Annotated in this window: 26 protein-coding genes, 1 pseudogene and 1 riboswitch; of the genes and pseudogenes, 7 read left to right on the forward strand and 20 right to left on the reverse strand. The window is 42.4% G+C overall.

Going from position 1 to position 21,547, the window contains the following annotated elements; all coding sequences use genetic code 11:
• Window positions 1-2 precede the first annotated feature (2 nt).
• The 6 genes from VZF35_RS10420 to VZF35_RS10445 form a co-directional block, all read right to left on the reverse strand.
• Complete coding sequence (locus VZF35_RS10420) at window positions 3-1,613, reverse strand: spore germination protein (RefSeq protein WP_407313374.1); 1,611 nt, start codon at window positions 1,611-1,613, stop codon at window positions 3-5.
• An 85-nt stretch (window positions 1,614-1,698) separates the two neighbouring features.
• Window positions 1,699-2,793, reverse strand: a complete 1,095-nt coding sequence (locus tag VZF35_RS10425) for an endospore germination permease (protein ID WP_407313375.1) — start codon at window positions 2,791-2,793, stop codon at window positions 1,699-1,701.
• 228 nt (window positions 2,794-3,021) lie between these two features.
• Window positions 3,022-4,143 carry an alanine racemase gene (gene alr, locus VZF35_RS10430; protein WP_407313377.1) on the reverse strand — a complete coding sequence of 374 codons (1,122 nt, stop codon included), beginning with the start codon at window positions 4,141-4,143 and terminating at the stop codon, window positions 3,022-3,024.
• 22 nt (window positions 4,144-4,165) lie between these two features.
• The gene (locus tag VZF35_RS10435) at window positions 4,166-5,737 is read right to left on the reverse strand and encodes an NAD(P)H-hydrate dehydratase (protein WP_407313379.1); all 1,572 of its coding nucleotides are present in this window, start codon (window positions 5,735-5,737) and stop codon (window positions 4,166-4,168) included.
• A 27-nt stretch (window positions 5,738-5,764) separates the two neighbouring features.
• Entirely contained in the window at window positions 5,765-6,121 is a 357-nt protein-coding gene (gene acpS, locus VZF35_RS10440; protein WP_407314573.1) for a holo-ACP synthase, read from the reverse strand.
• Between the two features lie 13 nt (window positions 6,122-6,134).
• A complete protein-coding gene (locus tag VZF35_RS10445; RefSeq protein ID WP_407313381.1) occupies window positions 6,135-6,737 on the reverse strand; it encodes a TrkA C-terminal domain-containing protein in 603 nt (200 codons plus the stop codon).
• A 160-nt stretch (window positions 6,738-6,897) separates the two neighbouring features.
• On the opposite strand from VZF35_RS10445, the gene eam reads away from it, so the two are divergent.
• Window positions 6,898-8,148, forward strand: a complete 1,251-nt coding sequence (gene eam, locus VZF35_RS10450) for a glutamate 2,3-aminomutase (protein WP_407313383.1) — start codon at window positions 6,898-6,900, stop codon at window positions 8,146-8,148.
• 68 nt (window positions 8,149-8,216) lie between these two features.
• Window positions 8,217-8,402 carry a hypothetical protein gene (locus VZF35_RS10455; RefSeq protein WP_407313385.1) on the forward strand — a complete coding sequence of 62 codons (186 nt, stop codon included), beginning with the start codon at window positions 8,217-8,219 and terminating at the stop codon, window positions 8,400-8,402.
• A 135-nt stretch (window positions 8,403-8,537) separates the two neighbouring features.
• Here the strand turns inward: VZF35_RS10455 and VZF35_RS10460 are convergent, their stop codons facing one another.
• The 8 genes and pseudogenes from VZF35_RS10460 to VZF35_RS10495 all read right to left on the reverse strand — a co-directional run bounded on the left by VZF35_RS10460 (window position 8,538) and on the right by VZF35_RS10495 (window position 14,082).
• Window positions 8,538-9,494, reverse strand: a complete 957-nt coding sequence (locus VZF35_RS10460; RefSeq protein WP_407313387.1) for a TIGR01212 family radical SAM protein — start codon at window positions 9,492-9,494, stop codon at window positions 8,538-8,540.
• A 355-nt stretch (window positions 9,495-9,849) separates the two neighbouring features.
• A pseudogene (locus VZF35_RS10465) lies at window positions 9,850-10,134 on the reverse strand (Uma2 family endonuclease); the annotation flags it as partial.
• A gap of 75 nt (window positions 10,135-10,209) precedes the next feature.
• The gene (locus VZF35_RS10470; protein WP_407313389.1) at window positions 10,210-10,590 is read right to left on the reverse strand and encodes a VOC family protein; all 381 of its coding nucleotides are present in this window, start codon (window positions 10,588-10,590) and stop codon (window positions 10,210-10,212) included.
• Window positions 10,591-10,662: 72 nt separating this feature from the next.
• Window positions 10,663-11,865: a DVU0298 family protein gene (locus VZF35_RS10475; RefSeq protein ID WP_407313391.1), complete on the reverse strand. Its 1,203-nt coding sequence runs from the start codon at window positions 11,863-11,865 to the stop codon at window positions 10,663-10,665.
• A 119-nt stretch (window positions 11,866-11,984) separates the two neighbouring features.
• Complete coding sequence (locus tag VZF35_RS10480; RefSeq protein WP_407313393.1) at window positions 11,985-12,488, reverse strand: DinB family protein; 504 nt, start codon at window positions 12,486-12,488, stop codon at window positions 11,985-11,987.
• 301 nt (window positions 12,489-12,789) lie between these two features.
• Window positions 12,790-13,629 carry an SPL family radical SAM protein gene (locus VZF35_RS10485; protein WP_407313395.1) on the reverse strand — a complete coding sequence of 280 codons (840 nt, stop codon included), beginning with the start codon at window positions 13,627-13,629 and terminating at the stop codon, window positions 12,790-12,792.
• A gap of 116 nt (window positions 13,630-13,745) precedes the next feature.
• Window positions 13,746-13,898 carry a DUF6019 family protein gene (locus VZF35_RS10490; RefSeq protein ID WP_407313397.1) on the reverse strand — a complete coding sequence of 51 codons (153 nt, stop codon included), beginning with the start codon at window positions 13,896-13,898 and terminating at the stop codon, window positions 13,746-13,748.
• Between the two features lie 37 nt (window positions 13,899-13,935).
• Complete coding sequence (locus VZF35_RS10495) at window positions 13,936-14,082, reverse strand: hypothetical protein (protein ID WP_407313399.1); 147 nt, start codon at window positions 14,080-14,082, stop codon at window positions 13,936-13,938.
• A gap of 307 nt (window positions 14,083-14,389) precedes the next feature.
• Between VZF35_RS10495 and crcB the strand changes: the two genes are divergently transcribed.
• Both crcB and VZF35_RS10505 read left to right on the forward strand, forming a co-directional pair.
• The gene (crcB, locus tag VZF35_RS10500) at window positions 14,390-14,764 is read left to right on the forward strand and encodes a fluoride efflux transporter CrcB (protein WP_407313401.1); all 375 of its coding nucleotides are present in this window, start codon (window positions 14,390-14,392) and stop codon (window positions 14,762-14,764) included.
• 106 nt (window positions 14,765-14,870) lie between these two features.
• Window positions 14,871-15,197 carry a DUF190 domain-containing protein gene (locus VZF35_RS10505; protein WP_407313403.1) on the forward strand — a complete coding sequence of 109 codons (327 nt, stop codon included), beginning with the start codon at window positions 14,871-14,873 and terminating at the stop codon, window positions 15,195-15,197.
• A 121-nt stretch (window positions 15,198-15,318) separates the two neighbouring features.
• Here the strand turns inward: VZF35_RS10505 and ltrA are convergent, their stop codons facing one another.
• The 6 genes from ltrA to VZF35_RS10535 all read right to left on the reverse strand — a co-directional run bounded on the left by ltrA (window position 15,319) and on the right by VZF35_RS10535 (window position 20,099).
• Window positions 15,319-16,728: a group II intron reverse transcriptase/maturase gene (gene ltrA / locus VZF35_RS10510; protein WP_407305724.1), complete on the reverse strand. Its 1,410-nt coding sequence runs from the start codon at window positions 16,726-16,728 to the stop codon at window positions 15,319-15,321.
• 179 nt (window positions 16,729-16,907) lie between these two features.
• Window positions 16,908-17,039, reverse strand: a complete 132-nt coding sequence (locus VZF35_RS10515) for a hypothetical protein (protein WP_407305726.1) — start codon at window positions 17,037-17,039, stop codon at window positions 16,908-16,910.
• A gap of 164 nt (window positions 17,040-17,203) precedes the next feature.
• On the reverse strand, window positions 17,204-17,962 hold the full coding sequence (locus VZF35_RS10520) for an HD domain-containing protein (RefSeq protein WP_407313405.1): 759 nt from the start codon (window positions 17,960-17,962) through the stop codon (window positions 17,204-17,206).
• 190 nt (window positions 17,963-18,152) lie between these two features.
• Entirely contained in the window at window positions 18,153-19,301 is a 1,149-nt protein-coding gene (locus VZF35_RS10525) for an MFS transporter (RefSeq protein ID WP_407313407.1), read from the reverse strand.
• 86 nt (window positions 19,302-19,387) lie between these two features.
• Window positions 19,388-19,555, reverse strand: coding sequence for a hypothetical protein (locus VZF35_RS10530; RefSeq protein WP_407313409.1), 168 nt, complete (start codon window positions 19,553-19,555; stop codon window positions 19,388-19,390).
• A gap of 128 nt (window positions 19,556-19,683) precedes the next feature.
• Window positions 19,684-19,740: riboswitch (Fluoride riboswitch) on the reverse strand.
• Window positions 19,741-19,883: 143 nt separating this feature from the next.
• Complete coding sequence (locus VZF35_RS10535; protein WP_407313411.1) at window positions 19,884-20,099, reverse strand: 4-oxalocrotonate tautomerase family protein; 216 nt, start codon at window positions 20,097-20,099, stop codon at window positions 19,884-19,886.
• Window positions 20,100-20,362: 263 nt separating this feature from the next.
• On the opposite strand from VZF35_RS10535, the gene VZF35_RS10540 reads away from it, so the two are divergent.
• Genes VZF35_RS10540 through VZF35_RS10550 form a run of 3 tightly spaced genes read left to right on the forward strand, consistent with a single transcriptional unit; the run spans window position 20,363 to window position 21,537 of the window.
• Window positions 20,363-20,551: a CooT family nickel-binding protein gene (locus tag VZF35_RS10540; protein ID WP_407313413.1), complete on the forward strand. Its 189-nt coding sequence runs from the start codon at window positions 20,363-20,365 to the stop codon at window positions 20,549-20,551.
• Between the two features lie 25 nt (window positions 20,552-20,576).
• Window positions 20,577-21,185 carry a tRNA (N6-threonylcarbamoyladenosine(37)-N6)-methyltransferase TrmO gene (gene tsaA / locus VZF35_RS10545; protein ID WP_407313415.1) on the forward strand — a complete coding sequence of 203 codons (609 nt, stop codon included), beginning with the start codon at window positions 20,577-20,579 and terminating at the stop codon, window positions 21,183-21,185.
• Between the two features lie 25 nt (window positions 21,186-21,210).
• The gene (locus VZF35_RS10550) at window positions 21,211-21,537 is read left to right on the forward strand and encodes a YnfA family protein (RefSeq protein ID WP_407313417.1); all 327 of its coding nucleotides are present in this window, start codon (window positions 21,211-21,213) and stop codon (window positions 21,535-21,537) included.
• Window positions 21,538-21,547: the final 10 nt, after the last annotated feature.

Raw genomic sequence — 21,547 nt, forward strand, 5'->3', positions numbered from 1 at the left:
CCTCAGATATCATCCCTTCCTTTACTCGGCTTGGTTGGACCTTGATTTGTATCCATCCGAACCGGATCTTTTTCTCCTGTTAAGTGGGGGCGAGTAAGCATTGCCCACCATGGAAAACGAATAAATGTATCTTTTAAATCCCAAAAACTTAATGGCCCAATCGGAGACAAATAAGGCACCCCAAAAGAGCGAAGTCCACAAAGATAAAACAAAAGAAACATTAACCCCATCATAATTCCGACCCCACCCATAAAAGCCGCCAAGATAATCAACCCAAACCTCAATAGGCGTATTGACGTTCCGGCTGCATAATTGGGTATGGCAAACGATGCCACAGCGGTTAAGGCTACAACGATTACTGGTGTGAACCCTACCAGACCAGCATTTACTGTAGCTTGACCTATAACTAAGCCGCCAACAATACTGACGGATTGTCCAATAGTTCTGGGCAACCTCACCCCAGCCTCCCTTAAAATCTCAAAAAACATCTCCATAATAAAAACTTCTATATAAATAGGAAAGGGCAATTCCTTCCGGTTTGTTATAATAATGCCTAATAGTTTGTCCGGGATAATTTCCTGATGAAAGCTCATTATAGCCACGGTTATTGCAGGTAGTAGGAGCGCAATATTTAAGGCAATAAAACGTAAGATCCGAACAAAGGAAGCAAAGAGGAACTCGTTGTCATAATCCTCACTGGCCTGCAGTAGAGTAATGAAGGTTGTGGGAACGACGAGGGTCATTGGAGTGTTATCAACAAGAACTGCAACCTTACCCTCGGCCAAGGAACCAACCACCTTGTCAGGTCGTTCCGTATACTGAACAAGCGGAAATAAACTAAACGGCTGATCCGTTATCATTTCTTCTATAACCCCGCTCCCGTGGACTACGTCTATTTTTATCCTGTTGATTCTGGTTTTAACTTCTTCGATTAGGCTCTCTTGGGCAATACCCTTGAGGTAACAAAGGGCTAAGGTAGTTTTACTGATTGCTCCAACTTCGAGCAACTCAACTTTAAGCTTACTTGATTTTATCCTTCGACGTATTAAGGATAAATTAGTATGATAATCCTCGACAAAGCCGTCTCTTGGACCTCTGACTGCAGGTTCAGTTATCGGCTCTTCAACTGCCCTTCCCTGAGGGCTGCCAACAGAACAAACTAGGGCATTGGACGAGCCGTCGATTAGGACGGCCACTCCCCCTTTGAGAATAAAATCGACTAATCCTTGAAAGTCTTCGGCAAATTTTGTACTCATTGCCGTCAACAATCGATTGTTAAGAAGCTTAGTCGCATTCGATTTTGTTATTTGAACGTTAGATGGCAGCGAGTTTATCTCTTGCAGAATAGCCTTAAGAATTGTTTCACTCCCGATTTTTTCGTCAATCATTGTATCAACAAAAACAGCAACAGCACTTATAGGGGGCTCACAATTAATCGTGACCTCCCTGAAGACTATGTCGGCGCATAAATCGAAGGTCTTATGCAGCTCTGCTAAATTCTGTTCCAGAGAAGTGGTTAATGGTTTTTTTTCCAAGGAGATTTGTTCTGGCTTAGTTAACCCCTTTTCTCCGGAAAAACCCAAAGCCTGTTTAAGCAACGACTTTAACTTCATTAGCACTCCCCCCTACTAAGGATCTGTATTTCTCCTTAATATGTCTTCTTATCAGTAATTTAACAAACTCTTCAGGCTTATGGTTTTACCCCCCCAATGGTTTTTTTCTTAGCCATCTAATACTAAGCAGAACTGTCGGGATGATCAGCTCAAAAACAATGGCAAAAGGGGGCCAATAACTTTGTAAGATAACGCTGACCTGCGTTGCATTCCCAATATTAAGACAGATAAACTGTTCGGAAACCGCGACGACACCTAAAACCAGTTTAAGGTTTTTTAATCCAAAAACTTGAGTTATACCTAAGCCTATTAAATAACTAAGTAAGGTTGCCTTAATAATAATTCCGGTAATCCAAATTACCATAAAGAAACTTTCTAACCTTTGTACGACCTCACCAATTTCGATGCTCCTTGTGACAGCCCAGAAAGGCAGTGTCACCATACTTGTCAAATTCGATCCGAGTACTCCTATCGTAACGACTACGTCCAGTGTTAAAAATAAAGCAATTGCTGTTAAGGTTATTAAACCTTTTCTTTTTAGCTCTTTAGGCTTATTAACAAAAGGAAATAGAATCGTGATTAAACAAATTTCCCCGTACCAAGACGCCGGTGCCAGCGACCCTCGGACAATTGGCCATACTCCATCTTCCATAACAGGCAGTAAGCGGCCCATCTCAAAATTTGTTAAGGCAAGCAGCAAAACGGCTATAAAACCCAGCAAATAGATGCTGATTATAAATTGGACTGCCCGAGCAATAACCTCCAATCCTTTATAAGCGCCATAAGTTGCCAATAGCGAGATACAAGTCAGCAGACAAGTTTTCGGAGTTAAAGGGAGTGTAGTGATAACTATAAAGTCCGAGAATTCCCTGAGGACTAAAGCATCCATAACTACCAAGAATATAAGGTAAAGTATTTCGAGGCACTTGCCAAAAAAACCGCCTAAGATACCTTCACAATATTGAAAAATCGTAAGTTGCGGAAAATAGCTTCCAAGCTTATATACAACCCAAAGTGTTAATGCCCCAAAGATAAACGGGAGTATCGACGCCGCTAACCAAGCAGATTCTTTTGCTTCTATTGCTGTGAAACCAGGGACATAAATAATAATCGTGGAAGTCACAAAAACGAACATTAACATTTCGAACTGAGTTCCAGATACTTTTTCCTTTTGCTCCATGCTGCTTTACCCCTATCCACAGAGTCAAAAATTTCAACCTAAATATGTAATATCCCACGATTTGAGGATTTTATGAACCAATGGTTTACTATACTTTCCCAATTAAACAAGGGCTGCAACAAACTTCATTCCCCGTTTGTCACAGCCCACTTAAATTTATTAATAATTTAGTTTACTACAATTATCATTTTCAGGATTATAAATTAATTGCGAACCTAAAAACCATATCTACTTAATCTCTGGGAGAGCGAGATAAATCCGGGGGACACGCTTAGAAATCCCACAAACGACTTCATAATTAATAGTCCCCAACCATTCTGCCATTTCAGTGGCCGTAATTTGCTCATACCCGTCTTTCCCCAGTATCGTAACTACATCTCCAACATGGACACCAGGAATCTTTGTCACCTCAAGCATCGTTTGATCCATACAAACCCGTCCGATAATCGTAGAACGCCGTCCGTGAATCAACATTTCACCATAGTTAGAAAGTGCCCGCCTTAATCCATCGGCATACCCTAAAGGAATAGTGGCAACATTAGTGGGATAAGCCGCTTGAAACGTGCGGCCATAGCTAACAGTCTCACCTGTTTTTATTTTTTTTACATGAGAGACCTTAGCTTTCCATGACATAACTGGTTCTAAGCCGACATTCCCTCCCATCTGTGGTGATGGTGTCAGTCCATAGAGACTTATCCCCGGACGAACGAGTTCAAAATGAGACTCTGGAAATTGAAGGATCGCAGCGCTGTTCGCAGCATGCCGGATGGGAATTTTGAGTCCACCTTTTTTAAGTTTATCACAAAGTATTTGAAAGCGTTTTAGCTGCTGTCGAGCAAAGGTCAAATCTTTTTGATCAGACGTTGCAAAGTGCGTAAAAATCCCTTCTATGAATAAATTGGGCAGGGCTGATACTTTCATAATCTCGGAAATATCCGTGTCACGAAATCCGATTCTACCCATTCCAGTGTCAATTTTTATGTGTAATCTCGCCGTTCGGCCAAATTTTACAGCCGCTTCTGAGAGAGCTCGTGCCTGAGAAACCTGAAAAATTGAAGGAACTATATCTTCCTTCACTAAGGTATCCCACTGATCGATTTCATTAGGCCCAATGATCATGACGTTCAGTTGAGGAAACTCATCTTTTAGTTCTAAGGCCTCTTGCAGCAAGGCAACACCAAAGCGTTTCACCCCGCACTCCAAAAGAGTCTTCACAACTGGGATCGCCCCATGTCCATAAGCATCCGCCTTGACAATGGGCATCATTTCACTTTGAGTATAAGCCTGAAGCTTGTAATAATTTTCTTTTAAGGCCTGTAGATTCACTTCGGCCCAAACCTGTCGCTCCATAATTCTCCCTCCTCTTTTCCTCTCAGCCCAGCTTTAGTTCCAAGGAACGCCGCACAATTGGCAGGCGGTCCGCTACTTCCGAAGCCATGAACCCTGACCATCCATAGTCATTAGCAAGGTCATCTGCAGATTTTCCGTGTAAATAAACTCCCAAACAAGCTGCTTCTAACGGCTGCACTCCTTGAGCCAACCATGCCAGGATACTTCCTGTGAGGACATCCCCTGTTCCTCCTGTGCCTAGCCCTGGGTTGCCGGTTGGGTTAAAAAAGGCCCGGCCATCTGGCGAGGCAACAATTGTCACCGAACCCTTGAGTACGACGACGGCCTCCCATTCAACAGCTTTTGTCAACGCTAAATCCAATCGATTGCGTTCAACATCCTTAACACTACATTGACACAGCCTGGCCATTTCACCAGGGTGTGGGGTGAGGATTAACGGTCCTCGTCCATTTCTTGCCTCAAGTAAACCTAATTCTTGGCTTATCAGATTAAGTGCATCTGCATCTAATATAATTGGAAAACTGAATATTCTTAGAACTTGCTCGAGTACACCCACAAATTGAGGATTTTGAGCAAGGCCTGGACCAATCGCCATGGCTTGAGCTTTCTCGCCTTGCCTTAAGATCACAGGCCAAGCCTCTTCATTCAGATAATCTTGCCCCGGCGCAGACCAAACAGTCGCCTCCGTTAGACTTGCATCCACGTCTTGGGCAATTCCTTGAGGCGTGATAATTTGTAATAAGCCGACACCACTGCGCAAAGCACCTCGGCCGGCTAAACAGGCCGCACCGCTCATCCCCTTAGAACCGGCAACGAGAACCCCTTTGCCATGAGTTCCCTTATGTCCTTTGAGACCGCGTACTGGAAGCATGGCACTAATCGTATCGTCGGTTAAAACATATGTAGAAATACTTTCGTCCCCGAGAAACTCTTCGGGGATAGAAATCGGGTCCACTGCAACTCTCCCACAATAATCCGGCCCTTCACCCAGAAAAAGGCCCCATTTGGGAAGTCCAAATGTGACCGTCGTTTGAGCTCGAATCGCAGTACGATATACATTACCAGTATTAGCCTCTACTCCGCTGGGAATGTCGACTGATACCACCCATGCGGAGGCATTGTTTACTTCATTGACATATTCTTCGATCAAACTTGGCAAAGCCCCACGCATTCCAATTCCATAAAGAGCATCGACAATGACATCGGCTTGGGCTAGAGCAAATCTTGCCAAGAGCCGTTGTTTTTCTCCTTCAATAATAAAACATTTCCCTGCCGTTCCTTGATAGAGACGCAAGTTCAGGGCTGCATCCCCTTTGAGTTCCTCGGCTCCGGCAAACAATAAGACTGAGACATCCATACCTTGAAAGGCCAAATGCCGAGCGACCGCTAGCCCATCTCCCCCATTATTGCCCTTTCCAACTAAGATCACAGCTTTAAGGCCACTAAGACTCCCCTCTTTCTGGACGAGACCACGACGAATTTCCTCAACAACAGCCCAAGCCGCATTTTCCATAAGAAGCAAACTTGGGATACCATATTGATGAATAGCCCGTTCTTCGATCTGACGCATTTGTTCTGCGTTAACTACACGCACTTTTTCCACCCCACTTACCATTCGACCCTAACTTAAAATTGCGAACGCCATGGCCTGTGTACGATTATGAGTTAAACTAACACGAACTAAGGAACCCCCTCTGACCTGAACTTGAACCATTGCTCTGGAACTGAGGAAAACAAGAGGTTCCCCACTTGGAGCAGCCATGATTTCTATGTCATGCCAGGATAGTCCCCGCAACCCTGTTCCCAATGTTTTTAGGATAGCTTCTTTTCCAGCGAAACGTGCCGCATAACTCTGAATAGCTTTGCCCTTCAGGTATTCTCGCTCACGCATTGTAAAAAGCCGTTCCAATAGTCTGGGTTGCCGTTCTAAAGCTCTCGCCACTCGTTCAATTTCTATCATATCAATACCTGGATACATGTTCTTCTCCATTTCATAAAATCAGTTGTTGTAGCCGCAATTGTCCCTCTGCCGAACCCGCCACCAATAATACGTCCTCGCCGCGTAAAATAAAACTTGCCTCAGGCGAGAACTGTTCTACGCCATCTCGCACCACCGCAATAATCGTAGTACCTGTGCGTTCACGAATCCTTAAATCGCGCAAGGTTTTCCCAATCGCCGGTGAATTCTTTCCAATCTCAATCTCTCCGACATCTAACCAACGAGACATGATGCGGTCTGCATATCCTTGCAGCTTATTAAGATGACTCTCTATTTTTAAGTCATTTTCCCGTCTTTGATCCATCAGTTTCTTTAGATCCTCGAGAAAGACTTGAATTTCACCTTTTTGATCAAAGGATTTAACAAACTTCTCTGCCATCGCCTTTGAAGTTACCGTGATTCCTACCCCTTGACTTACGATAACGACACCTACATTTTGTAAAATAGCGATTGCCCTGCGTATTGTTTCTGGAGATACATTATATCGACCTGCCAACGTAGAACGACCATGAATTTTTTCTCCTTCATGATATTCTCCCATCATGATCGCATGAGCTATATCAATGGCTATCTCCTGATAACGAGCTTGTTCCAAATCTTTTCAACCCCTTACCCCATTTAATCTATTATAACATAGCCAACTTCGTGCGGCATCATGCTCTTGACAACTAACAACTTTAAGTGATATTATTAGGTTGTTAGTTGCAGCGTACACAATTTGTTTAATTTTAAATAAACTACAAGGAGGAATCTTAATGGCAGTTCAACTGACTCATCCACCGGATACCAGTCGCCAATTTTCACTACGGCGAGCAGCTGAGCTTAAACAGAAGATTGCCCCTTATCTTGAGAAGTGCCGAACGATCTCTACGGGGTTTTCGAACGCTGACATTATCTGCCAGCGTCAAGAAGCTATTTTAAATTACTTTAAAGCTACCCCTCAAGATTGGAAAGATTGGCATTGGCAAATGAAACATCGAATTACGAATTCGGATGGTTTAAAAGCTCTATTCCCTCAATTATCTCCTCAACAATGCTCAGAAATTGAACATATAGGAAAAACGTTTCGTTGGGCTATATCTCCTTATTATCTTAGCTTGATGGATATTGCAGACCCCCTCGATCCTATTCGCCTCCAAGGACTACCCACCCTTGCTGAGCTCAACGATGATTTCGGGGAAGAAGACCCCATGGGAGAAGCTCTTACCAATCCTGCACCTTGTATTACCCGACGTTACCCAGACCGTCTAATTATCAATGTCACCAACATGTGTGCCATGTACTGCCGCCATTGTCAACGTCGTAGAAATATTGGGGAAACTGACTCCCATGCTAAATTGGCAGAACTTAAGACTGCTCTTGAGTATATTCGAGCTAACTCAGAAATCAGGGATGTCTTAGTAACCGGAGGAGATGCCTTGCTCTTGAGTGATCAAACCCTCGACTGGCTCCTAGGCGAACTCCATTCCATTCCTCACGTAGAAATCAAACGAATTGGGACTCGAGTGCCTGTTACCCTGCCCATGCGCATCACTGAAAATCTATGTTCCATCTTAGCAAAATATCCACCGATCTATATTAATACTCAATTTAACCACCCCAAAGAGGTCACTAAAGCAGCACAAAAAGCGGCTGATAAACTTGTAGCGGCAGGGGTAGTTTTAGGGAATCAGGCAGTTTTACTCAAAGGCATCAATCACCAACCCGAGGTTATGAAGAAGCTAAATCAAGAGCTTCTAAAAATCAGGGTTCGTCCCTATTATATCTTCCATGCTAAAAACGTTAAGGGAACGCGTCACTTTGTGCCCAGAATTCAAGATGGGCTTGCCGTAATGCAACATTTACGTGGGTATACTTCAGGCCTTGCAGTACCAACCTATATCATAAATGCTCCTAAAGGCGGGGGCAAGACACCTATCTTACCTCAATATCTAATATCTCTCAATGAAAACCAAGCTGTTTTGAAAACTTGGGAAGGAAAACTCGTCCCTTATGAAACCCCTTAGCGGGATCGTTAAAACCCTATAACTCTTGAGTCAATTAATAAAATAGTTTGCGAGAGGAGCATCAGGCCATGACTGAACGTCTCAACAATGAACAAATTTTCCGACGGATTATTGAAACAAATTCAGATGTGCAGCGTTACTTGGACTTAGCTCCCAGCTATAAACCGATTTTAAGAGAGGCTAAGCCATTGAAAGAAACCTATCAAAATTTAATGCTCCCCGTCAAGTTTTCGAGATCAAATCTTAGGCCTTAAGTAATTTTAAGTTTTCTCCTCCCTTTCACTAGGTAATCCTTCGGGATTACCTTTTTTTATACTAATTAGAAAGTATAACTTTGTTGTATACTTTCTGAAGCATAAGTGCAACTAAGGCAGCCGCCTTCGCCAAGGCTAACAAGTGCGAAGACAGTGTCTTCGGGCGCCAGCTAAGTTTTCTTTATACTGTTTCCCTTGCCATGTATCCCTTCGCATTAACTCGGCATCAATAGCATTGAGCACCTCCCATTTCTTACGACTCCAAAGGGGACCTATCAGGTCATCGGGAGGACCGTCTCCGGTTAAGCGATGGATAATCATTTCGGCAGGTAAAATCTCCAAAATATCGACTACAAGGGAGACATAGTCTTCTTTCATCATCAGTTCAAAGGGTTGAGATTCATAAATCGCTGCTAAAGGCGTCCCTCTCAGTAAATGGAGCAAATGAATCTTAATTCCTTGCAGAGGCATCTTTGCCACTGCTTGAGCGGTTTCCATCATTTCTTCTTTTGATTCGCCCGGAAGGCCAAGGATAATATGGGCACAAACGCGAATCCCTCTTGAACGCAATTGGTCAAGACCTTGGAGAAACTGCGCATAATTGTGTCCCCTGCCAATCCATTCCATGGTGCGATCATGGATACTTTGCAGCCCTAATTCAACCCATAAATAGGTTTTTTGATTCAACTCGTCCAGATAATCTAAGGCATCTTCCGCTAAACAATCTGGTCTTGTTGAAATGGAAATGCCAACCACGTTCTCCTCCGCTAAAGCCTTTTCATATACTTCGCGCAGTCGTTCCACAGGGGCGTAGGTATTTGTATACGCTTGAAAATATGCCAGGTACTTAGCTGTCGGCCATTTTCTTTTCATTCGTTCCGTCACAACGGCAAACTGATCATGAATGGGCGACCCATGTTCCCCGGCAAAGTCTCCTGACCCCCGTTCACTGCAATAGACACACCCTCCCCACCCCAACGTCCCATCTCGATTAGGGCAGGTAAAGCCAGCATCCAGGGAAACCTTGAAGACTTTCTCTCCGAATCTTTCTCGCAAGTGTTCATTAAACGTATAATAACGTTTCTTTTGCATTACTTACAATTCCATTCTGATTTTTAGTAGATCTAGGTAAAAGACTAATTTAAGATGATTTCGACTAGAACATAGCATAACAAAGATTATCATAAAACGTCAATTTTCGATTTAAAGAAAACTCGGCGTATGCCCAAAGATGCTGTCTTAGCACTTGTTAGCATGCGAGAGCATAAACCATTCGTTGTGTACTTACGCTGCAGAAATTATCAACAAAGTGGTACCTTCTGACAGTCCAAGTAAAAAGCTTCGCTAATTATGCATCCGATGCATAATTAGCGAAGCCATATTTGCATTCAATTAGCAGACGCTTAAAACCTCTCTGGATAACCAAGGCCACTTCACTCACTATGAATCAAATTCCTTCAAAAACTGGTTTTAAATCAACCAGGCAATCAAGGAATATCGATACTTTTATTTTATCATCCTCTGTGTATAGCTCTGGGCGGCCATATCTCTGGTCATCCTGAAGTACAAAAACGCTGACCAACTTTCCTTCGGGTTCAACAATCCAATATTCTCGAACCCCTGCCTGTTCATACTTGTTAAACTTGATAAATCTGTCCATTTTAATTGAGCAGGGCGATATAATTTCAACAATCAAATCGGGAGAGCCCTTGCAGCCCATCTCATAGACCTTCATCAACTTCAGGTTAATATTACCATAATGGATGGTTTGGGGAAAGTCAGTTTCCCCCCAATTCTTATCTTCTTCCTATCCTTGATAAAGCTCGATTTTTTCCCCGCTTGGGCCAGAGAAGAAAAAATTATGCCGACCCTCTCCTAAGGACATTGGTTCTAAGGAGGACATCTCCACTTGATGGGTTTGCAAGTATTCTATGGCTTTAAAAATATCCGTTACACGGAGAGCTAAATGATTGATAATTCCATTCTCAAACCGACGCCCATCGATAACTTCTACCAACTCCACGACAGTACCGCCTAATTCTAAAAAGGCCAACTCGACGTCTCCCGGCTTAATCCGATGCATAAGCTTAAAGCCTAGGACTTCTCGGTAAAAGCTAAGAGCTTTCTCCATATTTAACGCTTTTATCCCGATGTGTTCTACCCCGGTAAACAGCGATTTCGTCTCCATAAATCATTCCACCTTTTATTCGCTTAAGTTTGAGATTAGTTTCCTACCAGGAGATCCTTCAAGAAAATTATCTCAGCCATTTTTCTCAATCAACGTAAAAACGCCCTCCAGCTCTAGAAGCCTTTGCTTAATATCTATACCGCCTGCATACCCTGTCAGACTTCCATTTTTACCGATCACCCGATGACATGGCACCACAATCCCGATAGGATTTCGATGATTGGCCATGCCGACCGCTCTTTGAGCATTTGGGTTTCCCACGTTCACAGCTAATTCACCATAGCTTCTTGTTTCTCCAAAAGGAATACGGCAGAGTTCTTCCCAAACTTTTCGCTGAAAAGGTGTCCCCATAGGATGAATTGGGATTGTGAACAACTTACGATCCCCTTTTAAGTATTCCTGTAACTGTTGTATCGCTTGACTGTTAGGCTCTCGCTTCCGAACGACAAACATCTTCGGAAACCAACGCAAAGCCCATGTCCGGAGTGTTTCTTCCTCTGCCGCAGCTGGCCCCAGCCCCAGCCAACAAAGTCCCTCCGACGAAGAGGCGAGTGTTAATTCTACTTCTAAGTCTTTAATCATGACCTTTTCCGTCCAAAATGAGACGGTTTGGGCATTCCAAAGATCTGAGATATGATACTTCTTAAGTTTTCCGTCTTGATAAATTTCAATGACGCTCTGATCGTTTTTTAAAGAAGAATCTACGGTCTCAGAGATCTTCCACTTAAGCCCTGTTTCACGATAAAGAGGGAAAACTTCTTGGGAAGATTTCATCAGAGTGTAAATCAAGGCCGTCAAGCCCCGGTTCAACGGCGCTTCCGATGATAGATACGGTTTTATGCGTTCTTCGAGCGGCTCTACTAAGTGAGGAGCGTTCAGAGCAATTTGACAGAACCCCCACAATGCTCCCTCTCTTAGGCTGTCATCTTGCAACAAATCCGACAACATCCAATTAAAATGCCCGCAGGTTTCCGGGCAATGGGCAATAATACTCCCTATGGCTTCCGAGGAATTCCAAGCCGTCCCCCCGGACTCCTCATTGAGCATCCAAAAATACCGCCGAACAAGCTCAACCGCTATGTTTTTTTCTTCCTGCTCCAGAGCATGGGTTACAACGCCCAAGGCTTCAACAGCTCTCCAAAAAATCATTCCATCTTTGACGTAAATCCGCGACACGAGTTGTCGTATAACATTTCTGTCCTCTTTGGCCCAGATTGTAAGCTGCTCCCAGTCTCGGTTTTCCAATGTGCGTTCTACATCTCTTTTAGTAGGCATTGGACACCTCTCCTAAATTTATTTAACGTTAGAGTCTGCCATTGTAAAATTATCTTAATTTTATTTTATTGATTTTAATTAGAATAATATTAACATAACTTTTATATCTAGAAAACTTGTCATCCAATGTTTCCCCATGTTTCCCACAAACCTTGTTCTTTACGAATATGAACAATCTGCCCAATGTGATTTGCATTGTGAATTGCCAAGTGCGCCAATGAGCTCCACCACAATTCGTCATTATCTGAGCTAGATCGGGTGTCCAATTTCGCATCATCACATTTGATAATAGCTTCTTCCCATTGGGTAAGTAAATTATCTAATCTTTGTCTCAGATCATCCCATCTCTCAATAATTTCGTCAGCATCTTTATATTCAAAAGTCTCGGCGTTAGATATGTCAAGAGGAAGTACAGTTTCACGATTAAAGCGTCGCAGATAGCGTTCGTTCCAGAATACAAGGTGATGAACGATACCTAAGATCGAATTTGCAGATTGTCGCCCTCGTTGTGCAGCCTGTTCTGCAGTTAGCCCTCGAAGAGCAACGTTCAACGAAACAAACCATCCATCCTGATTTTGGCAAGCACGCATTTGGGTAAGCAAAATTTCTTTACGTGTTGACATATCTGCATCCCCCCAAAATAATTTTGATTAATTTCGAGCGAAACCACTTTGTCATAATCACATTTGTTCAAAATCAACCTCGTTTGCCCGTTTTAGCTTAACATCCCCCTACCCAATATTCCATTATGATTCTGTATGTTTTTGGAGCTGTAAGTATTTCACTATCGAAAGTACTATGGACATCATCTACTAGAATTGTATCGTAACCCAGCTTTCACTTTGATATATCTACCAGTCATAGTTCGTAGACCCAAACAAATATTAACTGTCTAAAATACAGCAAGCAAGCAATTTGGTTTGATTAGGTCGATATAAAATTGGGATGGCAACCCATAAACCCACTTATCTGCTGAAATTGGCCTTTGATTTTATCCCGATAAGCTTCTGGATTGTGCAGATATTCTTCCAGTTCTGGCATGTTCTTAGGGAAAAACTGACGGTAGGCACTTTTCAAGCGATGTACAACAGCAGGATAGGGGTTAAGAAAGTCTACCAGAATTTCGGTTATGCCTTCTTCACGGAAAATATGCAACAATTTGGTCAAAGCCTCTTCATGATCCGATAATCCTGGTAATAATGGGGCAATAAAAACCCACACTGGAATCCCAGCCTTAATTAATTGTCGCGCAGCGTCGACTCGCTCAAGCGGTGGAGAAGCGCCTGGTTCGAACAACTGAGCAGTTTTTAAATCCAGAGAAGTGATAGTAAATCCAACCTCACAAGCACGCATTTGACGTAAAATCGGTATATCCCTATGTACTAAGGCCGATTTCGTTAAGATGTTCACATCAAGCATTTGATAGTCGGCTAAGACCTTCAAGCTGGATCGAGTAATTTCATAGTGGGCTTCAATTGGCTGATAAGCATCTGTTACCGAGCCTAATAAAACCTTGCCTTCAGGTCGCGCCCGACGCCCGCTTAATTGTTTGGCCAATACCGCAGGAAAATTAACTTTCACATCCAGGAACTCTCCCCACGCTTCCTGGTGACCTGTAAAGCGGCACATAAAAGAAGCATAACAATATGTGCAGCCATGAACACAGCCCACATAGGGATTCATGCAATAATCAAAACCTGGAATTCCTGTTTTGTTCAGGGCCGACTTGCATAGCTTTTCTTGGGGGATAGCCTTCACGGGCATACGTCATCCCTCTTTCCTTAAAACTCTGATTACTGCCATTATGAACTAGCGTATTCGATCGACTCATTTTATTTTGTAAGTCATCTCCAATGAGTCCCTTTAATTTGTCGGCTCAATTATTTAGTCTCAAGTTTACGTTCTATTGCCCTAACAGATTCGATTAATTCTTGGTGTGCTTCAGTTACACCATTTTTTACAGCTGCTTTAATGATCGTGTACATAACAACAAAACTAAGGGCCCATAGTAATATCGCCAAAAGTCCACCCAATTTAAATACCTCCTCGTTTTACTATGTTCAAGGAAAACTACTCTCCGTCTCCTGAAAATGCTTCCTTATGTTTATTTTTCCGGGTGTAATCCTTAATGGACTTATGGGGGCGAGTCCCCGTATTAAAGAGAGCTTGAGTTCTTGGTTTAAGAGTTATTTTAGATTTCTTCTTTATGTTTCGCATGTCGATAACTCCTTGTTAGCTGTTATTTAATAACATTCATAACTCAAATATTCTTCATAGGTTACTTGATCCCTCTAAACTTCATACCCAAACGAGCAAAACATGTTTAAAATCGGGGAATGACTCAAAATTTCCAAATACTATTGATTTCAAACCCTTTTTTCGTTATTATTAACTGTGAGTTGGGTAAGTTACTAATTTTAAGCCTTCCCAGCTTGCGATGGGGCTCGCTTTTGCATAATGCTAATGGCTCCTACTGAAACTATCTCAGTAGGAGCCTTTTATTTTTCTTAAAAAGGAGGAAAAAATGCAAAGTATAATGGTTATCGCTTTAGGAGGCGCTTTAGGGGCACTGTCCCGTTACGGTCTCGGTCTTTTAATATCCAGCAAATGGAATCAAGGATTTCCGTTAGGTACTTTTATAATAAACATAACAGGGGCTTTTTTATTAGGATTTCTTAATATATTATTTATAGAAAAACTGACAATCAGCCCATTATGGAGATTGGGTATTGGGATAGGTTTTTTAGGAGCTTATACCACATTCTCAACGTTTAGCTACGAAGTTATAATGTTAATTGAAGGGGGAAGTATGCTCACTGCAGGGCTATATACTTTACTAAGTGTAAGCATTGGTTTCTTTGGAGTTGCTCTGGGAGTAGGTCTGGCTCGTATGCTGTAATTTATCGTTTCAATTTACTAAATCCTATGAATCAAAAAGATTGTTTTAAGACGAGGTTCAAATTAAGTCGTTAAGCTATAAGTTCACATGAAAGGAGGCATATTGGATGCAAGGAAAAGCAACGTTACTTAAAGTTTACTTAGGTGAAAGCGAGCGCTACAAAAATAAGCCCCTGTACCAATATTTAGTTCATTGGCTCAAAGAAAAAGGGATTGGCGGGGTAACGGTCTGCCGGGGAATCGAAGGATACGGCGCGGATAAAGTTCTCCATTCCGCTCGTTTCTTAGAGCTGTCATCCGATTTACCGATAACCTTAGAGATTGTCGAAGTTGCAGAAAAAATCGATCCCTTGATCCAAGAGATATGTGCAATGGTACCAAAGGGCTTAGTTTTAACATCGGATGTCCATGTTTACAAACACGGAAAAGAATAGCGGAATAGCAGTCTTTCATCGCTCTACTAAATCGGGTAGGAGGCTGATCATTAATTGATCAGCCGACCTCCCACAGCACCGTACGTACCGTTCGGTATACGGCGCTTCCAAAGTTTATACATTATTTCGCAGAATAACATTCACTAAAACTAAGGTATCCGATTCGTCTGAAACGCTCATTGGATAGAGCTTTTGTCAGAATAGGGCTATGGGCAACGCGCCAATAGCCTTTTCTTGTGTTTGCCCACATCCATGCTTGTTCCTTGGTAATGCCCGCTTTCTTCAGGTTCTCAAACCTTGTTCGGGTTTTCTTCCATCGCTTCCAAGTTGCCATTCGTATGCGACTTCTCGTCCATTCATCCAGGTCCTTGAGTAGGTTCTTTGCATCGGCAGGTTTGAAGTAATTCGTCCAGCCTCGTACTACTTGATTGAGTTTAGTTCTGCGCTCTTCGATTCCCATCCCATTGCTACGCCCAGTAACTCCTCGGATTTTATCCTTAAGCTTCTGGATGCTTTTTGGGTGGATTCTCAGGCGCCCTTCTCCCCTGTAAATGTAAAAGCTATATCCCAAAAACTTGACATAGTTTACATGAGCGACCTTCGTTTTCTCCCTATTTACCTTCAGAAATAGTTTCCCTTCGATATAAGGGAGAATGTGATCAAGTGTTCGTTTTGCCGCCTTTTTACTTTTGCAGAAGATCATCATATCGTCTGCATAACGTACAAAGTGGTGTTTCCGCTTTCCCAGTTCGTGGTCACATTCGTTAAGCATTATGTTGCCAAGTAATGGGCTCAGGGGGCCTCCTTGTGGTACACCTTCTGGACTTTCTTCAAACATTCCATTGGTCATAACTCCTGCTTTCAGGAATTTGTGAATCAGCGATACGACCCGGCCATCTCTTATCGTCTCCGACAAAATTTGGATAAGCTTACTTTGGTTTACCGTATCGAAATATTGGGCCAAATCCATATCAACTACATATTTGTAACCTACTGTTATATAGGTTTGGCATCTTCTTAATGCCCCATGGGCACTACGATTCGGTCGAAATCCAAAACTATTGTCTGAAAACTGTTTCTCAAAGATGGGACTTAGAACTTGAGTTATCGCTTGTTGAATTAACCTGTCTAAGACGGTGGGTATTCCTAGTTTTCTGGTCTTTCCGTTCTCTTTGGGTATTTCTACCCTCCGTACGGGTTTTGGACGGTATTTACCATCCCGGAGAGATTGCAATAGTTCATCCTTGTGTTCTTTCAAGAAGGGTAGAAGTTCATCTACCTGCATACCATCAATTCCACCTGCGCCCTTGTTTCTTTTAACCTGCCTATAGGCCTGGTTTAGATTTTCAGTGCTAAGGATTTGCTCAAGCAACCCATTCGTCTGCTCATTTGTGTTGGTGTTGTCGGTTTCAGTCATCTTAGGTAGCTCGCACACTTCTGCATACTCTTTCTGTTCCGCAGATACCCTTTGCAGATAGTCTTCAATTCGAAGTTGTCTGTGTTTTAAATTACCACTTTCAGTAACTTTCATTGACCCACACCTCCTTTGGTTCAGCCCTTCCGTCGGTGTCTAGATCACCTCTGTACTATGGCTTCTGCTGACTCCTCACGATAAATCTTGTTTCAACCGGGTTTCTTACTCTGTTTCCACCCGTCCGTGAGGCCTCCCACGGTAAGACGATTCACTTTCATTCCATGTACCCGCAACATTTACGCTGGCGTGTCTGTGTAGCTTTTGGGCTTTAACTTGTCGTGCAGTCTTACCCCACGTTTTGCGCCTGATGCTGTTCGTGTTCCTCGGGTCAGAATTTTGCCGCCGGCTTCCTTCAGATTCCACCTCACGATGGACACCCTTGCCTTAAGCTAATGGTTGGTCGCTACATACCCCCATATCGGACTTTCACCGTCTAGTTAATCGTCATGCGTGGCGCACACAAAAAACAACCAACCACATCATCACGTGGTTGGTTGTTTTAAGCTTTTAACAGACCTCTGGTCCAGAAGGATTAAGTTATAGTAATTAGTTTCTGATTCATGTGATTTTCAAGAAAGTCATAAACTTGCTTGATATCCTCTGTTAACGGAAGCTTTTCAACCAACTGATCCAAAATTCTCTGGTCCTTAAGTTTTTTTATCGTTAGACTATAGTTGATGTCTAAAAACCAAGACATTCTCATTAATTTTAGATCACCTGCAGCTTTGATAGCCCCAAAAGATACAACCTTCCCTTCAAGAATCGACATTACAACTTCCGGAGAATAGTCATCTCCGCCCGGTGAGCCTTCAGTCGTCTCATGAACCAGTTGCCCTAATATGTCCAGTTTATCTGCATCTCGAATTAATTTGCAAAATACAAGGCAATTATTGCAGATCACCTGGGGGAGCAAATATTTATTATGATATCTTATTGCTGTCTCAACTATGTTCGTTTCTTCCTCTGATAACCCAAGTAATACCTGATTACTGGTCAAGACTCTAAGACCTAACTCGGCATGATCCTCCGAGATATCGTCCCTATATGTACCATATTTCGCGAATTGTTCAAACCGACCCACATCATGAAGTAACCCAATAACCTCTGCAAGGCGGAGGTCATCAGTGTTTAAACCAAGTGAGACTGCAATATCCAGAGTATTGGCCTTAACTCGGTAGGTATGATCTATCTTGAACTGAATATCGAAATCTATTTTAGGCTTTCTCGGCAGGAAGCTATATGAATAGTGTTTAAACCAAGAGTTAAGGTAATCAAGCTGGGATTGATTCATCCTCCACACTCCTTTAAAGCTATCGTGTCGTTGATATAATAGCTATATTATTCTGCTGTTTTTTAAACCATCCTCTTCTACAAAAAACAATATTTTACGAACGTCTCTGATCAATCCGCTTGGAACTGTTCTCCAATAAATACGTTCGCGTGAATATATGCTGTAAACACTTAAAGAAGAAGTGCTTATTCTATGTATCCCGTTTATCCTTTAGAATAAAGAACAAACCAGCAGCAGCCAGTAAACCCATACTTGCCCCAAAATAGAAGGGTGCTGCAGCACCGAAGAAATCCCATAAAACACCAGCCAGTAATGATGCAGGTAGAAGGGCTAAACCGACCAAGGCCGCATGTAAACCAATGACCGTACCCCTTAAATGGGTGGGTGCTATATCTGCTAGGAAGGCCTTTTCCACTCCTTCGGTAAACGCAATATAAAATCCATAAATTATAAATAGAGACCAAAGGAAAGATAATTGTGTGACTAGGGCAAACCCCAGGTACACCAAGGCATAAATGAAGTAACCCGCTACTAAAATACTTTTACGACCTACTCGGTCCGATAGTTTTCCGACTGGATATGCTAACAAACCGTAACTCAAGTTATAGATCAAATATAGCAAGACCACATGTGGAGTGGAAGCACCAAGTTTGTTCGCTCTTAGCAACAGAAATTGGTTGGAAGAATTCCCTAGATTAAATATAAAAGCTAGAATTAAAAATGCTTTTAATCGATTATTCAATATAGACCAAGAGAAAGAAAGCTTCTTTTCGCCAACTTGGATTTCTTGAGGCTTCCGTACAAAAAAGATAGCTATGACTCCCAAAAAAGCAGGGATCATGGAGAAGAAGAAAATCCTCTTAAAATCGAAGGTATTCCCGACTAGAAGTACATAGGCAATAGCAACCCCTATGACAGCTCCAAACGTATCCATCGTCCGGTGTAAGCCAAAAGCATGTCCACGAGCTTGAGCTTTGGCAGACTCTGCAATCAGGGCATCACGTGGAGCAGTCCTTATCCCTTTTCCTAATCGATCTATTAACCGTGACAGAAGTACTCCGCTCCAAGAGCCAGCCACAATCAAAATGATCTTACCGAGAAAAGAGCCCCCATACCCAACAATAGCCAATTCCTTTTTCTTCTTTGTCTTGTCCCCCCAATATCCCGAGAATACTTTAAGTAAACTGGCTACGCTTTCAGCAATTCCCTCGATAATACCAACTATGGCTGGGCTTGCCCCAAGGGTTGTAGTTAAGAAAATTGGCAGCAATGGGTAAACCATTTCCGAGCTAATGTCTGTCAATAGACTCACTATACCTAATACCATAATATTAAACAACTTATTTATTTTCCTCCTTAAGCCTTCAGAACTCTTACAAAATATCCTCATGTCGGAAAATATTAGGTCGTTTGAACCTTTTGGCTCTATCGATGACCATTGGCTTGAGCAGTTCTCACAGCTAGGGCTACGCAGGCGCCAATCCCATGGTTAAGACCGCTTAAGTCAGCAATTTCCAGAAACTTGGTCCACCCTCCTTCTTGAGGAATAGGCGCAGGACCGTGTAGAGCACAACTTGAAATTTTTTCGTGCATAATCTCTCCTCCTTTAAATATTACAGAAAACCTACAACCTTAGTAATGATGACAACCATTCTATCCTCCCTTAACCGTGACTTAAAACACTTAATCCTTAAAAAGAACGAGCTCCTACCGGACATTACAGTCCGGTAGGAGCCATCAGCTTAAAGCATTCGGTGAGCCCCATCACTCTTGAAATCCAACAAGGATCTTTATAAACATTTTACCTTTTGAAAGTGTTGATGACAAGTGCTTAATTCCACTTAATTAACTCAGTCGCTAAACAAAAGAAGACGGTTCTTCTTTGTGCTGTTCGCACAAATTAAGAACCGTCCCCTTACGTTTAATCTTTAATTTCTTTGTATTTTTGCCAATAACCTGATTCGGTCAGAACTTCCCCGCCAATACCCATGTTGCTATACTCATGCTCATCGAGGGTTACATTAAAGGCCGCCATGGGAATTCCCAGCGCTTGAGAAGCTGCTTGACTCATTCCGTGAATCAAACTCCTCTTCTGGTCCATGGTCAAAATTGGTCCATCAAAATTAATCGTTGGCATTATTAGAGTCACCTCCGCGAAAATCTTTCGTACTCTTCTAAAATTCCCGATTAAGTCCTAAAACATGTAAACCCATTCATAAACTTTTAAATTTTTGTCCACACTAACAAACGACATGAAGGAAAACTTTTTGCCATGTCGAATGTTTTAAGACAGGAAAAGGGAGCGAACAAAATTAAGTATGAATAAAAGACCATGGAGGTCTGATCTTAGAAGGGTCCTCTCTGGTCTTTTTTAATTTCTTAACAAGGAGTACGAAAACGATGTGTGAAGCAAATGCTTATCTCAAGGATGGAGAGAAAAATGTGTTATTCATGGAGTCCGTTGACACGATTGAGCCTTATGAACATGGTCTGAAACTTGTAGACATTTTTGGAAAACAAAAATTCATTAATGCTCAGATTAAAGAAATGACCTTGCTCAATCACCGTATCCTTTTAGAAAAGTTCTAGAATATCTGAGTGAAAGGAGATCATTATGGACATTAACTACCAATCCATAGGAACCATCCATACCCCGTATTTCCCTTTTAACGCTCCCCATCAATCAATTCCCGATGCGCCTGGGGATTTCTGGATTACGCTTAATCCCGAGTATGCTACGGCCCTGAAATCCTTAGATAATTTCAACTACCTATACGTCCTTTATCATCTTGATCAGGTATCTCCACCTATCGAACTGCTGACTCACTCTCCCTGGGCGCCTGAACTTGAAATCGGGCTTTTTGCCAGCCGCACGCCCAAAAGGCCCAACCCAATTGGCTTAAGTATTGTTAAAATTAAGGAAATCCAAGGCAACGAGATCATCATTTCGGGAATAGACGCTTATAATGGGACTCCTCTACTTGACATTAAACCCTATTTTCATTTTCGAGACAGCCTAGAGGACTCCAATAATGGCTGGTTTGATACCCTTCCTGATAAAGAACATACCATAGCCCATGCTCTTGGACGTCCCCACGAACACAACCATGAACATGAACATGAACATAAACATAAACACCCACACGATCATGATCATGTTCATCCACACTCTGACGACCATCATGGCCACAGTCATAAACACCAACATGATCATAATGATTAAGCCTTAGGTGAACGGAGTTATTCGGATGTTTAATGCAATTTTTTTATTTCTGTTGGCAGGCCTGGCGGAAATCGGGGGAGGCTACTTGCTTTGGCTTACCCTGAGAGAAGGACGGCCATTTTGGTATGGGATAATTGGGGGATTAATTCTCATCCTTTATGGAATCATTCCGACATTGCAGAAATTTCCAAATTTCGGTAGAGTTTATTCTGCTTATGGAGGGGTATTTATCATTCTCGCAGTCCTATGGGGTTGGATGGTTGATAAAAAAGTACCTGATATCTACGATTGGATAGGCGCTGCGATTTGCCTTGTAGGGGTGTCCATTATGTTATGGGTACCACGGCAATAACTCTTTCTAG

It is taken from the genome of Desulfosporosinus paludis, assembly GCF_045689965.1.
Taxonomy (GTDB): Bacteria; Bacillota; Desulfitobacteriia; order Desulfitobacteriales; family Desulfitobacteriaceae; genus Desulfosporosinus; species Desulfosporosinus paludis.

What these genes read in the sequence shown, in the direction of transcription:
- VZF35_RS10420 (WP_407313374.1), bottom strand. Translation starts at nt 1,613, where the DNA reads ATGAAGTTAAAGTCGTTGCTTAAACAGGCTTTGGGTTTTTCCGGAGAA.
- VZF35_RS10425 (WP_407313375.1), bottom strand. Translation starts at nt 2,793, where the DNA reads ATGGAGCAAAAGGAAAAAGTATCTGGAACTCAGTTCGAAATGTTAATG.
- alr (WP_407313377.1), bottom strand. Translation starts at nt 4,143, where the DNA reads ATGGAGCGACAGGTTTGGGCCGAAGTGAATCTACAGGCCTTAAAAGAA.
- acpS (WP_407314573.1), bottom strand. Translation starts at nt 6,121, where the DNA reads ATGTATCCAGGTATTGATATGATAGAAATTGAACGAGTGGCGAGAGCT.
- eam (WP_407313383.1), top strand. Translation starts at nt 6,898, where the DNA reads ATGGCAGTTCAACTGACTCATCCACCGGATACCAGTCGCCAATTTTCA.
- VZF35_RS10455 (WP_407313385.1), top strand. Translation starts at nt 8,217, where the DNA reads ATGACTGAACGTCTCAACAATGAACAAATTTTCCGACGGATTATTGAA.
- VZF35_RS10460 (WP_407313387.1), bottom strand. Translation starts at nt 9,494, where the DNA reads ATGCAAAAGAAACGTTATTATACGTTTAATGAACACTTGCGAGAAAGA.
- VZF35_RS10470 (WP_407313389.1), bottom strand. Translation starts at nt 10,590, where the DNA reads ATGGAGACGAAATCGCTGTTTACCGGGGTAGAACACATCGGGATAAAA.
- VZF35_RS10475 (WP_407313391.1), bottom strand. Translation starts at nt 11,865, where the DNA reads ATGCCTACTAAAAGAGATGTAGAACGCACATTGGAAAACCGAGACTGG.
- VZF35_RS10480 (WP_407313393.1), bottom strand. Translation starts at nt 12,488, where the DNA reads ATGTCAACACGTAAAGAAATTTTGCTTACCCAAATGCGTGCTTGCCAA.
- VZF35_RS10485 (WP_407313395.1), bottom strand. Translation starts at nt 13,629, where the DNA reads ATGCCCGTGAAGGCTATCCCCCAAGAAAAGCTATGCAAGTCGGCCCTG.
- VZF35_RS10495 (WP_407313399.1), bottom strand. Translation starts at nt 14,082, where the DNA reads ATGCGAAACATAAAGAAGAAATCTAAAATAACTCTTAAACCAAGAACT.
- crcB (WP_407313401.1), top strand. Translation starts at nt 14,390, where the DNA reads ATGCAAAGTATAATGGTTATCGCTTTAGGAGGCGCTTTAGGGGCACTG.
- VZF35_RS10505 (WP_407313403.1), top strand. Translation starts at nt 14,871, where the DNA reads ATGCAAGGAAAAGCAACGTTACTTAAAGTTTACTTAGGTGAAAGCGAG.
- ltrA (WP_407305724.1), bottom strand. Translation starts at nt 16,728, where the DNA reads ATGAAAGTTACTGAAAGTGGTAATTTAAAACACAGACAACTTCGAATT.
- VZF35_RS10520 (WP_407313405.1), bottom strand. Translation starts at nt 17,962, where the DNA reads ATGAATCAATCCCAGCTTGATTACCTTAACTCTTGGTTTAAACACTAT.
- VZF35_RS10530 (WP_407313409.1), bottom strand. Translation starts at nt 19,555, where the DNA reads ATGCACGAAAAAATTTCAAGTTGTGCTCTACACGGTCCTGCGCCTATT.
- VZF35_RS10535 (WP_407313411.1), bottom strand. Translation starts at nt 20,099, where the DNA reads ATGCCAACGATTAATTTTGATGGACCAATTTTGACCATGGACCAGAAG.
- VZF35_RS10540 (WP_407313413.1), top strand. Translation starts at nt 20,363, where the DNA reads ATGTGTGAAGCAAATGCTTATCTCAAGGATGGAGAGAAAAATGTGTTA.
- tsaA (WP_407313415.1), top strand. Translation starts at nt 20,577, where the DNA reads ATGGACATTAACTACCAATCCATAGGAACCATCCATACCCCGTATTTC.
- VZF35_RS10550 (WP_407313417.1), top strand. Translation starts at nt 21,211, where the DNA reads ATGTTTAATGCAATTTTTTTATTTCTGTTGGCAGGCCTGGCGGAAATC.